Source organism: Brevundimonas sp. SL161 (genome assembly GCF_049896985.1).
Classification (GTDB): Bacteria; Pseudomonadota; Alphaproteobacteria; order Caulobacterales; family Caulobacteraceae; genus Brevundimonas.
This window is the reverse complement of record NZ_JAFCVJ010000022.1, coordinates 1-11627: the sequence shown is the minus strand read 5'-3', so window position 1 is coordinate 11627 and position 11627 is coordinate 1. Positions and strand designations below refer to the sequence as shown.

Genomic DNA, 11627 nt, shown 5'->3' with positions numbered 1-11627 from the left:
GCCGTTCTGAGACATGATCGCTGGTTCCGATCCGCGAGGATCGGAACCGGCGAGTGGCCTACAGATAGGGCCCCCACATGAAGGCGACGGTCCCCACGACTCCCAGCGCCGTGTAGGCGGCGGCCGCGACTACGACGAGGGCGGCGAAAATCTTCAGGGCGCCGCCCCTGCTGCGCTGGGCCGCGAAATAGAGTTCGAGCAGGGTCAGGGGGATCAGATAGCTGCCGAAGGTCATGAGGCTGTCGATCGGGCCGCTCATGTCTTTCGTCAGGCCTGCGGGGCCCTGGTTGACGATGACCCAGCCCATCAGGCCCACGCGCAGGAACCAGACGCCGCTGACCACCATGAAGGTCCGCATGGCCCATATCCGGTGCGGCTCGAAGCGTCGCTTGATCGCATTGCGCCAGGCGAACCCTGCGAACACCAGGATGAGCAGGGCGTCGATCAGGATGGCGACGTTCGAGATGACCGACAGATAGGTCCCTCGCACCAGAGCCAGCCAGATGCCGCTCAACGCCATGAAACCGGCGATGACGAGAAAGGTTCGGCCGGTCCAGCGGTGCAGGCCGGGCAGTCTGCGGCGGATCGCGGGGAGCAGCTGCATCAGCCCGCCGAGCGTCACCACGGCGGCCAGCAGGACGTGGGCGGCGAAGATCAGATTGCCGGTATCGTCGCCCTCGATATAGCCGTCGATCAGCGGCTTGTCGTTCCAGCCGGAGAAGTCGCCGGTAACGGTCCGCACCCCGTAGAAGGCGACGATGAAGCCGATGAAGCCCGTCTGGCCGACGGCGGCGACGATGAACCAGAGCATGCCCGACCAGCGCAGCGCTTTCGAGGCGAGGCCGCGCGAGGGCGGCGTTTGAACAGTCGTCGACATGGAATCTCCCGAGGCCTCCGATCGAGGTCATCGACAGGCATGCGGGCGTCGCCGCGCCGGGGTCTCGCCGATTTGGAATTCGGCCAGAAGTTCTTGTTTCGCCGGCGCGCCCCGGTCATGAAAAGGCGTCCCCGGGGAGGACCGGATGTTCACCACGACGCCGTTCAGCAGCTCGACAGCGATGGGTGCGAGCGAACAAGGCCCCGGCCGATCGCCGGGTCGGCTGCGGGTCTATGCGGCGGTCGCGGCGGGGTCGTTCGTCAGCTACATCCTTCACAGGCTCACCACGGGTGATGTCTCCACGGCCTTCGCGGTGTTCGGACTGGGGGCCTGCGGGTGGGCGTGGCTGCTGACCCGGGCCCTGTTCGATTCCTCCACGCGTGACGCGTGGTGGCCGCGCATCGTCGTCCTGTTCGTCGCGGTGAGCGCCGCTGTCGCGGTGCTGGCCCCATCCGGAGGCGCGGCGTCCCGGGTGGCCGGGAACCTCTATGCGATGAGCGGATCGGCCGCCCTGCTGCTCACCTTCGTCGAGCCGTTTCATCTCTACAGGCGCGACCTGCCCGCCGGAGAGAAGCGGTTCCGGCTCGCCTTCCTCGGGACCTATGCCGTGCTGGTGGGGGCGTCGGTCCTGGGGCTCTGGGCCTCGGGAGATGGGCCGGACGACGCGCTTCGCGACAATCTGATCAAAGCCGCCTGCGCCGTGGTCGGTCTCGGTGCGGCGATGGCGGCAGTGTGGTTCCGGCTGCGCCACCCTCTCGCGGAACCGGTGGTCTCGCCGATCCGACGCGCGACGACGGAGGAGGACCGGCGACTGGCCGACCGGTTGGTGCGCCTGCTGCAGACGGAAGCGATCGACAGCGCGCCGGACCTGCGGATCGGCGACGTCGCGGCGCGGCTCGGGGAGCCGGAATACAGGGTCTCGCAATGTATCAGCGCGGCCCTGGGGTTCGCGAACTTCAATCGCCTGATCAATCATCATCGCGTCGAGCGGGCTAAGGCGCGGCTGGCCGACCCGGCAGAGACCGGTTCGATCCTGGAGATCGCTTTCGACTGTGGCTTCGGGTCGATCGGTCCCTTCAATCGGGCCTTCAAGGACCAGGTCGGCACGACGCCCCGGGCCTTTCGCAGGGCCGCCGTCCGGAGCCGGTTCGAAGGCGCTTGAGCGACGGTGCGCTCTGATCCGAAGGCGGGGCTATGTCAGCGTCCTGTTGCCGACGCTGGCCGTCGCCGGAGAGCCAGGCCTGCGCAGATGGACCCGTCGCCCGCGATCGACTGGAATCCGGAGCAGCGCAAGGACACCGCCGTGGGGTCGCGGACCGGCCCGTTTGGTTTGCGCAATTGGCGCAGATCCCCAACGAGGGAAACCTCAGCAGAAAACTCCACCGTCCAGTGATCCGGTTTCCGGGGGGCGGATCACTCAACACCAATTCCTACCTCGAGAGAGGTTGGCCAGAAGGGGGGCATTGGTAGGCGGCAAGGGTCGCCAGCGTCAGGATGTTTGAAACCGAGGCTCCGAGCCTGCAAATCTGAACCGGTTTGCTGAGACCGTATAACAGGGGGCCGATCACGGTGCCCCTTCCCATGGCCTGGACAAGCTTTGTGGAGATGGTGGCGGAATGAATGGTCGGCATGATCAGCACGTTGGCGGGCTCGCTCAATCGCTGGAACGGATAGCTGGCCCAAAGACCGTCATCCAGGGCGACATCGGGCGGCATCTCACCCTCATACTCGAAATCGACCGTCCGCTCGTCCATCAGCGTCACGGCGCGTCGCACGCGCGCCGGCTGCTCGCCGCGCGGATGGCCAAAGCTGGACGACGAGAGAAACGCGACGCGCGGGGTATGCCCCATGCGACGCACAGCGGCTGCGGCCTGAAACGCAATCTCCACCAGGTCTTCCGGCGTGGGCAGTTCGCAAATCGAGGTGTCAGCGACGAATATCGTACGCCCTCGCTCCAGCAGTACGGAGAGCCCCAACATGCGGCCCCCCGCTGCGGGGTCGATGGCTCTTGAGACATCCTCTAGGCACTGATCAAAGTTGCGAGTCACGCCCGTAACGAGCGCGTCGGCGTCGCCAAGCGCCACCATGGCGGCCGCGAAGCTGTTGCGATCGACATTGACCAGACGCTGAACATCGCGGCGCAGGTAGCCCTCGCGCTGTAATCGTCCATACAGAAAATCGACGTAGTCGGTGTTTCGCTGCGACAGTCGGGCGTTGACGATCTGAACGCTTGCGCCGACGTCGTCGAAGCCGAGATCGAGAGCATTGGCTCGAATGACATCATCGCGACCCAGAAGGATCGGCGTCCCCAGACCTTCGGCGCCGAACGCGTATGCCGCCCGGATGACGGCCGGCTCTTCGCCCTCGACGAACACGACCTTCTTTTTGGGTGCTGATTGCACGCTGGCGGTAATGGTCTGAATAAAGCCCGCCGACGGATCCAGGCGACGCCGGAGCGAGGCCCGATATTCGTCCATATCCGCGATCGGCCGCCGGGCAACCCCGGTCGCCATCGCAGCCTCGGCGATAAAGGGCGGCACAAACCAGATCAGACGGGGGTCGAAGGGCGATGGAATGATGTAGTCGCGGCCGAATTTCAGCTTCTTGCCCTGGTAGGCGAGAGCGACTTCGTCCGGCACGTCCGCACGCGCCAACATGGCCAGGGCCCTCGCCGCCGCGATCTTCATCTCGTGATTGATGGCGCTCGCCTGGACGTCCAGAGCGCCCCGAAAGATGTAGGGGAATCCGAGGATATTGTTGACCTGGTTGGGATAGTCGGACCGGCCCGTGGCGACGATCGCGTCGTGCCGAACCTCCAGGACCTCCTCCGGCGTGATCTCCGGGTCCGGGTTCGCCATCGCAAAGATGACCGGGTTGGCGGCCATGGAAGCGACCATGGCCTGGGTCAGGACCCCTTTTGCAGACACGCCGATGAACACGTCGGCCCCGACCAGGGCATCGGCCAGGGTCCTGTGCGGGGTGTCCGTGGCATGGACCGCTTTCCACTGGTCCATGCCGTGAGGCCGGCCGCGATAGACGACCCCGTCTATGTCCACCAGGGTGGTGTTCTCGGCCCGGACGCCCAGCGCCTTCATCAGGGTGATGGAGCCGAGCCCGGCCGCCCCGGCGCCGCACAGGACCAGCTTGACGTCCTCCAGTCGGCGGCCCGTGACCTCGCAGGCGTTGATCAAACCGGCCGAACAGATGATGGCCGTGCCGTGCTGATCGTCATGGAAGACAGGAACGTCGAGCAGATCCTGCAACTGCGCCTCGATCCGGAAACAGTCGGGGCTCGAAATATCCTCCAGGTTGATGCCGCCGAAGGTCGCGCCGATGTGGCGGACGACCTCGATGAAGGCGTCGGCGTCCTCGGTGGCGACCTCGATGTCGAAGGCGTCGAGGTCGGCGAAGCGTTTGAACAGGACCGCCTTGCCCTCCATCACGGGCTTGGAGGCGAGCGCGCCGAGATTGCCGAGGCCGAGGATGGCCGTTCCATTGGAGATCACGCCGACCAGGTTGCCCTTGGAGGTGTAGTCGTAGGCGGCGGCCGGATCGTTCGCGATGGCCAGAACCGGCGCGGCCACGCCGGGCGAATAGGCCAGGCTGAGATCACGCTGCGTCGCCATCGGCTTGGTCGCATTGACCTCGATCTTGCCGGGTCGGGGGCAACGGTGGAAATCGAGCGCTTCCTGGTCGGCGCGCGCGCGGCGGTCTTGAGGCGTCATGGCGGGGACTCTTTCAGGGGGCGGGCTTGGCCACGCCCCAAAGAACGCCGACCACGGCGCCCTTAACGATCGGCAACATGAACAGCATCAGGGCGGTCAGGCTGGGCAGTAGAACGGCAAGCACGAGCCCGGGCGGCCAGGTGAAGATGACGTGGAAGGCCAGCAACGGACCGACCACGAGATGTCCTACCATCAGGATGGTGAAATACGGTGGCGCGTCGTCGGCAGGATACTGGCCGTTGTCATGACCACAGATCTCGCAGATCGGCCGGATCTTCAGGTACGCGCGGAAAAGCTGGCCCTTCCCGCAGTTTGGGCATTGACCCCGAGCCCCGCGCTTGAGGCCGGCGAAGGGGCTGCGTCTGACTGGCGCGTCGTCGGTCATACTAGCCGTTCCAGCGAGCAAGCCCCACAACCCGCACTCTCGGCGGAATCGGGAGCGTCCAGAGATGCCAGGGAAGTGTTGGTTGATGATCGCGTGTCGGCCAGGGCTTTCTGGTTGCGCAGGATCAGACGCACCCCGATGCCTCGCCCGGCGCTCGGAGACCCGTCGGCTATCAGTTCGACACCCGCGATGGCGAAGGCTTGCAGCACCTTCTCCAGGCTATCGACGATGACCCTCACGGACCCCTCGGATCGCTCCATCCGCTGGACCGTCGGGAGCGACAGGCCCGCAAGACTGGCGAGTTGTTTCTGATCGATGCCGAGCAGTGCTCGGGCCGCACGAACCTGACTCCCCGAAATCATTGGTCCGGACCCCAGCGACGGTCCGGATGGCGAAAGGACAGGCTGTTTGTCCGGGCGTCAGACATCCCCGGTCTCGTCGTTCTGCGCCTGGGAGGCGGCATTCTGGAATTGAAGCGCGATCATGATGGCCTTGAACGGCCTCAGCGCGCCCAGGCTGAGGATCGCCATCATGGGCAGCCAGAAAGCGAGTTCCAGCCAGGCGGGGGGGTGAAACGTCATCTCGGTGAACAACAACCCGAAGCAGCCGATCGCGCCGACGCTCAGGAGGATGAAAACGACGGGGCCATCGCCCGGATCAGCCTTGGCGAGGTCGAGTCCACATACGGTGCAGTTTGGCCGTATCGTCAGGAATCCGGAGAAGATCGCTCCTGTTCCACACCGCGGGCACCTGCACCTTGCCCCCGCGAAAAAAGGATTGGGACTCTTCACGACAGACGCTCCACACCGGAAAGCGGTTTGATCCCGCGAGGAGACATATGTGCCTCTTATAATGATGTTTCAAGCATCACTGATGATATTTTACATCACATTTCCCAATGGCGCAGGTCGATCTCCAGCCCGGGGGCGAGACCGACCCGGAGCGCGCTTGCACCTCGTGAGGCCGAGGGTCTAAACATCAGTATCGATATCTAGGATATCGACTTTTCTATCTCTCATGAGGGTGACATCGTGGAAATCACGCGCCGGCTGATGGACATGAAGCAGGCAGTGAAACTGCTGGCCGACGAACTGCTGTTCGAGGGCTATGCCGTGTCTCGCGACTATGGGTCAGTCTGCCGACCCGGGCTGGCGCTCGTCACAAACTGGCGGATCATCTTCCTCGACCCGGACACCGGCCTGTCCGCAATCCCCATTTCACGCGAAGTCGAGGTCGAGCGCGCCACGCCGACGACTTTGATCATCACGGCCTGGCACGACCGGATGGTTCTGAACTTTGATGGTCCCTCGGCGCTGGAATCCGTCAAGAGCCTTTTGAAGCAGGCCCCGGGGTGGGCCAGCGCCGGTCTCGACATGTCGAGGACTGGCATCGGCCAGATGAGGCGCGAGTGGAGAGACATGGTCATCGACGGCGGCGTGACGGTGCGATCCGCGTCCGCCCGGCCGGCATGATCCGGTTGATGATGCTCCACACATCATTATAGACCGACCCATGATCACAGGTTCTCAGATGAAGGCCGCCCGCGCGCTTCTCGGTATCGACCAGAAGGAACTCGCTCGCCTGGCGCAACTGTCGCTCCCGACAATTCAGCGCATGGAGGCGAGCGCGGGTGTCGTGCGGGCTGTCGTCGACAGTCTGGAGAAGGTGATCAATGCGCTGAACGAGGCCGGGGTAGAGTTGATTGCGGCTGGAGGACGGAGCGAAGGTTCCGGGCGAGGCGTGCGACTTCTGGAACGTGATTAGCCGATGGCGATAAGAGACCTGGCCGGGACCCGCCGACCGTGGGCGACGGGGGTGCGATGTCGGCACGGCAAACGACCAGAGTGTTGCCGATGTCCATATCCAGGACCGGGACGACCTTAGGCACGAATCCGGCGACGCGCATGATCCGTCTGATGACATAGACGGGCCAGGCGTTCTGACTGTCGGCTACATTCCAGACCACGACGCCTCCGGGCGCAACGGCTCGCCGCAAGGCCTCGCCAACCTCGGCGGCGAACATGGAGTCGGGAATCTCGGTCCCACGGAAGATGTCCACGGCGACGGCATCCCAGCGACGCGTGTTCGAACGCAGGAAATCGACCGCGTCGGCGCATATGCACTCGACCTCGTCGGGCATATGAAACCAGTTCCGAGCGATCTCGAAAACCGTCGCGCGGTTGTCGATCGCCGTGACCGCCCGTCCTGCCCGGCTGAAGCGGGTGGCCAGAGCGCCCCCGGCGGTTCCAAGAAGCAGCAGGCTCGATGCACCGGTCATCTGCCGCTCCATCGCGGCGATGTAGCCAAGACGGTTCTCGCCGTTGACGTCGACCTCCGTATAAAGGGCTGGACCATCGAAATAGCGGCGGGCGCCATCCCTCAGTGATTCCGTAACGCGGATCGAATGCCCGCCATCGTTGACCTCGTGGACCACGATCATGTGCGTCAATCCCCAGCCGTTTGCGCATCAACCTTGCATGCAAAGCACTATGTTATGATATCTTGTGTATCACTTATAATGTATAAAATGTGCAAGCGCCGTTGTCAGATTTCTTGTTGTTTGGTCGAGGGATAAGTCTCATGCCCAGCGGAGAGCCTCCCCGATGATGCAGTACGACCGCCGGGTCCGGGTTCTCGCCGCGTGCTTTTCGTGCGTCGCGGGCTATGTCGACTCGATCGGCTTCCTGATGACGGGCGGCTTCTTCGTCTCGTTCATGAGCGGAAACTCCACCAGATTGGGGATCGGTCTTGCAGACGGATCGTCCACGGCGGGTTTCGCAGCCGTGCTGCTGGCAACCTTCGTAATCGGGGTGATGCTGGGCGCACTCACCGGTCGTATCGCCAAGGCCCGTCGTCGCCCAGCCATCCTCGGCCTGGTCACGGTCTTGCTGGCCACGGCCTTGCTCGCTCACATGCTCGGCGCCGGTGTAATGGCGGTGATCCCGATGGTGCTGGCCATGGGCGCGGAAAACACGGTCTTTGCCGAGGATGGCGAGGTCAGGATTGGCCTGACTTATATGACCGGAACACTGGTGAAACTCGGTAAGCGGCTCACGGCCGCGCTTCTGGGCGGCGATCCCCTGGGCTGGGCGCCGTTCCTGTTGCTTTGGCTTGGCCTTCTGACCGGCGCTGTCACGGGCGCGCTGGCGTACAGAAGCTTTGGGGTCCACGCCCTTCTCGGAGCGGTGCTCATCATGGCGACGCTGACGCTCGTCACAGCCAGGCTGGATCTCGATCGCGGCCGGTGACGGTTCGGTATCGCCCACCGCGATCTCGCAAGGCGCCGGGGCGCTGCGGCACGGCCATCAATGTGAGACGCCGACCGGCAGATGGGCTTTGTCGTGACGGCCGACGCGGTCGACCAGAGTCCGGCCGGCGGCATTCATGCCGATCACCTCCACGTCTGTCCCCTGGCGGCGGTAGCGGAAGACGACCTTGTCCACGGCGGCGACGCCGGTCAGGTCCCACAGATGGGCGTCGGTCATGTCGATCTCGACCCGCGTCGGATGGCCATGATGTTCGAAGGCGGCGGCGAAGACATCGGCGGATGCGAAGAACAGATTGCCGGTCACGCGGTACCGAAGTCGGCCGTCCTCCGGCGTCTCGATCTCCTGGACGACCACAGTCTTGCCGACCTTGCGCATGAAGAAGACGGCGGAGAGGATAACGCCGAGGACCACGCCCTTGGACAGGTCGTGGGTCGCCACCACCGTGGCTGTGGTCGCGATCATGACGATCGAGGACTGGAATGGGGTGGAGCTGAGCTTCAGCACGGACCCCCAGTCGAAGGTTCCGATCGAGACCATGATCATGACGGCGACCAGGGCGGCCATGGGGATCTGCGCGACCCACGGCCCCAGCACGAGAATGAGAAACAGCAGGAACAGCCCTGCCCACAGCGTCGAAAGCCGCCCTCGCGCGCCAGAGGTCACGTTGATGATCGACTGGCCGATCATGGCGCAGCCCGCCATGCCCCCGAACAGCGACGAAGCGATGTTGGCGATGCCCTGGCCGCGCGTCTCCCTGTCCTTGTCCGAAGGCGTGTCGGTGATGTCGTCGAGCAGGTTGGCGGTGAGCAGGCTTTCCAGCAGGCCGACGAAGGCCAGCGTCGCGGACACCGGCGCGATGATCAGCAGCGTTTCCCAGGTGAGGGGCACATTGGCGATATGGAACACCGGCAGGGTCGAAGGCAGTTGACCCATGTCGCCGACGGTGCGGACATCCACGCCGGTGACGACCACGAAGACGCTCAGGGCCACGATGGCGATCAGTGGGGCGGGCACTGCCTTGGTGATCAGTGGAAAGCCGTAGATGATCGCCAGTCCTGCGCCGACAAGGGCGAAGGTCTCCCAGTTGGCGCCGATCAGCTCCGGCATCTGCGCCAGGAAGATCAGAATCGCGAGCGAGTTGACGAAGCCTGTCATGACGCTGCGCGACACGAATTTGATGTACCGCCCCAGCTTGAAGATACCGACGATGATCTGGAACACACCGGTCAGCAGGGAGGCGGCAAAGAGGAACTCGATGCCGTGGTCACGCACGAGACCGACCATCAGCAGGGCCATCGCCCCGGTCGCCGCCGAGATCATGGCGGGGCGCCCGCCGACGAAGGCGATGGTCACGGCGATGACGACGCTGGCGTAGAGGCCGACGGCGGGGTCGACGCCGGCGATGATGGAGAAGGCAATCGCCTCGGGGATCAGGGCGAGCGCCACAACGGTGCCCGCCAGCAGATCACGGCGAGGGTTGGCGAGCCATTGCTGGCGCGCCGATGCGATAAGGGTCATACAATTCAGTCTGTCGTTGGGAACGGCTCGCCCGCGGCGATGCGTCGTTCTCGTTTCCCGAGGGATCGGCGCCCGGGGTAGCCACCCGTCGCCGGGTCCTGATGACGACCGTGCAGATGCAGCATTTCAGGCGATGACGCAACTGAAGGGCCGACGACGGGCGGCTTTCGCCTTGGCGGGGTTAACCTGTCAGCACCGTTCGCGGGGCCCTGCCGCCTCCGAGCCCTCTCGGTCATTGGAAATATCCGCCTCTAGCGAGGCCCACCCATCTCGTTCGCACGGGAAGTCAGTTCGTCGCGGAACTGCGGCGCGGCGAGGCAGATGATGGCGCGAGCGCGCTCGGACGTGCTCAGTCCCTTGAGATTGGCGACGCCATATTCGGTGACGACCATGTGCACGTCATTGCGGGGTGTCGTCACCGGACCCGAGAGCCGTGGGACGATACGCGACACGGCGCCGCCCCTGGCGGTCGCGTGACAGGCGATGATCGACAGGCCGCCCTTCGAGAGATAGGCGCCGCGCACGAAGTCGAGCTGGCCGCCCGATCCGGTGAACTGGTGGCCGTTCAGGTGCTCGGAACAGCAGGCCCCGTCCAAATCGATCTCCAGCGTCGCATTGACCGAGACCATCCGTTCGTTCCGCCCGATGACATGGACATCGTTGACGTACGAAACAGGGTGGGCCTCCAGGGCCGGGTTCTGGTCGAGGTATTCGTAGGTCGATCGATCACCCATGCAGAAGGCGAAGACGGACTTGCCCGGATGCAGGGTCTTCCTCGCATTGGTGACGACGCCGGCCTTCATTAGCTCGACCAGTCCCGGCGTCAGCATCTCTGTGTGGATGCCCAGGTCCGTGTGATCCTTGAGGGCGGCGCAGACCGCGTCCGGCAGGGCGCCGATGCCCATCTGAAGCGTCGCGCCGTTCTCGACGAGACCGGCGATGAGCCCGCCGATGACCGTGTCGGCCGGTTGCGGCGCGGCTTTGGCGACTTCCAGCAGCGCGACGGCGTTCTCGACCAGAGCGGTGACCTGCGAGACATGGACCGTGCAGTCGCCGAACACGCGCGGCATGTGCGGATTGACCTCAAGGATGACGCGTTTCGCCGTTTTGGAAACGGGCTGCGCGTAGTCGGTATTGGTGCCGAAAGAGAAGTTGCCGTCGGCGTGCATCGGCGAGACCGTGGCGATCAGGGTGTCAACCCCGATCTCCTGGCACAGCACACGGGGTGTTTGCTGGAACCCGGTCGGGATGAACTGCACCACGGACGGGCGACCGTCTTCGCGCGCCCGCGCATCCAGACGGCGCTCGATGGCGCTGTGGAACAGGCTGCACGGATGGATGCGATCCATGAGCTCGTATCGAAGGACGGTGTCGCCCGCGATCGAGGTCGACAGCAGATAGTAGAGGCGAAGATCGTCGACCTGTCCGGCCTCGGCACGGTCCGCGAGCGCTTTCAGCAGGGCGGGCGGCTGGCCGACGCCCAGGGCCATGGCAATCCTGGCGCCCGAGGGGATCAGGTCGGCAGCATCGGCCGGGCTCATCAGGCGTTGGCGGTAAAGGGTGTCGATGGCGGTCAATGAGACGCTCCGGATTGAGGCCGACGTTGGACCCTCGCCGGGTTCGATGGAAGCGGCCTACCCACCCCGGTTCTTCACCAGATCATCGACCACCGACGGGTCCGCCAGGGTCGACGTATCCCCCAATGACCCCAGATCGTTCTCGGCGATCTTGCGCAGGATCCGCCGCATGATCTTGCCGGACCGGGTCTTGGGCAGGCCGGGGGCCCACTGGATGGCGTCGGGCGCGGCGATCGGGCCGATCTCCTTGCGGACATGGGCGACCAGGGCCTTCTT

The 11627-nt window shown here is 64.6% G+C and carries 13 protein-coding genes and 1 other annotated feature; of the genes, 4 read left to right on the top strand and 9 right to left on the bottom strand.

Features of this window, described 5'->3' with window-relative positions:
- Nucleotides 1–58 precede the first annotated feature (58 nt).
- Complete coding sequence (locus ACP7AU_RS13815) at nt 59–877, bottom strand: DUF2306 domain-containing protein (protein ID WP_426051777.1); 819 nt, start codon at nt 875–877, stop codon at nt 59–61.
- Nucleotides 878–1022: 145 nt separating this feature from the next.
- Here ACP7AU_RS13815 and ACP7AU_RS13810 point away from each other — a divergent pair, with 145 nt between their 5' ends.
- Complete coding sequence (locus ACP7AU_RS13810) at nt 1023–2039, top strand: helix-turn-helix domain-containing protein (protein ID WP_426039109.1); 1017 nt, start codon at nt 1023–1025, stop codon at nt 2037–2039.
- 268 nt (nt 2040–2307) lie between these two features.
- On the opposite strand, the gene ACP7AU_RS13805 is transcribed toward ACP7AU_RS13810, so the two are convergent.
- From ACP7AU_RS13805 to ACP7AU_RS13790, 4 genes are read right to left on the bottom strand one after another with little or no spacing between them, the layout of a single operon-like run.
- Complete coding sequence (locus ACP7AU_RS13805) at nt 2308–4602, bottom strand: NADP-dependent malic enzyme (RefSeq protein ID WP_426051776.1); 2295 nt, start codon at nt 4600–4602, stop codon at nt 2308–2310.
- A 13-nt stretch (nt 4603–4615) separates the two neighbouring features.
- Complete coding sequence (locus tag ACP7AU_RS13800; RefSeq protein WP_426051775.1) at nt 4616–4987, bottom strand: DUF983 domain-containing protein; 372 nt, start codon at nt 4985–4987, stop codon at nt 4616–4618.
- Nucleotides 4984–5349: a helix-turn-helix domain-containing protein gene (locus ACP7AU_RS13795; protein WP_426051774.1), complete on the bottom strand. Its 366-nt coding sequence runs from the start codon at nt 5347–5349 to the stop codon at nt 4984–4986. The genes ACP7AU_RS13800 and ACP7AU_RS13795 overlap by 4 nt, the downstream gene beginning before the upstream one ends.
- A 57-nt stretch (nt 5350–5406) precedes the next feature.
- Entirely contained in the window at nt 5407–5778 is a 372-nt protein-coding gene (locus ACP7AU_RS13790; protein ID WP_425990508.1) for a DUF983 domain-containing protein, read from the bottom strand.
- Between the two features lie 240 nt (nt 5779–6018).
- Between ACP7AU_RS13790 and ACP7AU_RS13785 the strand changes: the two genes are divergently transcribed.
- Both ACP7AU_RS13785 and ACP7AU_RS13780 read left to right on the top strand, forming a co-directional pair.
- The gene (locus ACP7AU_RS13785) at nt 6019–6459 is read left to right on the top strand and encodes a hypothetical protein (RefSeq protein ID WP_426051773.1); all 441 of its coding nucleotides are present in this window, start codon (nt 6019–6021) and stop codon (nt 6457–6459) included.
- Nucleotides 6460–6499: 40 nt separating this feature from the next.
- On the top strand, nt 6500–6751 hold the full coding sequence (locus ACP7AU_RS13780) for a helix-turn-helix domain-containing protein (RefSeq protein ID WP_426051772.1): 252 nt from the start codon (nt 6500–6502) through the stop codon (nt 6749–6751).
- On the opposite strand, the gene ACP7AU_RS13775 is transcribed toward ACP7AU_RS13780, so the two are convergent.
- A complete protein-coding gene (locus ACP7AU_RS13775) occupies nt 6657–7427 on the bottom strand; it encodes a spermidine synthase (protein ID WP_426051794.1) in 771 nt (256 codons plus the stop codon). The two genes, ACP7AU_RS13780 and ACP7AU_RS13775, sit on opposite strands and share 95 nt — an antisense overlap.
- Nucleotides 7428–7590: 163 nt before the next feature.
- Between ACP7AU_RS13775 and ACP7AU_RS13770 the strand changes: the two genes are divergently transcribed.
- The gene (locus ACP7AU_RS13770) at nt 7591–8235 is read left to right on the top strand and encodes a YoaK family protein (protein WP_426051771.1); all 645 of its coding nucleotides are present in this window, start codon (nt 7591–7593) and stop codon (nt 8233–8235) included.
- Nucleotides 8236–8292: 57 nt separating this feature from the next.
- Here the strand turns inward: ACP7AU_RS13770 and ACP7AU_RS13765 are convergent, their stop codons facing one another.
- The 3 genes from ACP7AU_RS13765 to ACP7AU_RS13755 form a co-directional block, all read right to left on the bottom strand.
- A complete protein-coding gene (locus tag ACP7AU_RS13765) occupies nt 8293–9774 on the bottom strand; it encodes a SulP family inorganic anion transporter (RefSeq protein WP_426051770.1) in 1482 nt (493 codons plus the stop codon).
- Nucleotides 9775–9825: 51 nt separating this feature from the next.
- Nucleotides 9826–9876: a sequence feature (sul1 is cis-regulatory element that is thought to sense ions involved in sulfur or methionine metabolism; They are found in Alphaproteobacteria), on the bottom strand.
- Between the two features lie 149 nt (nt 9877–10025).
- Nucleotides 10026–11351, bottom strand: coding sequence for an acetyl-CoA hydrolase/transferase family protein (locus ACP7AU_RS13760; RefSeq protein WP_426051769.1), 1326 nt, complete (start codon nt 11349–11351; stop codon nt 10026–10028).
- Between the two features lie 57 nt (nt 11352–11408).
- Nucleotides 11409–11627, bottom strand: a 219-nt coding sequence (locus ACP7AU_RS13755; protein WP_426051768.1) for an AMP-binding enzyme, incomplete at its 5' end; no start/stop codon positions are given.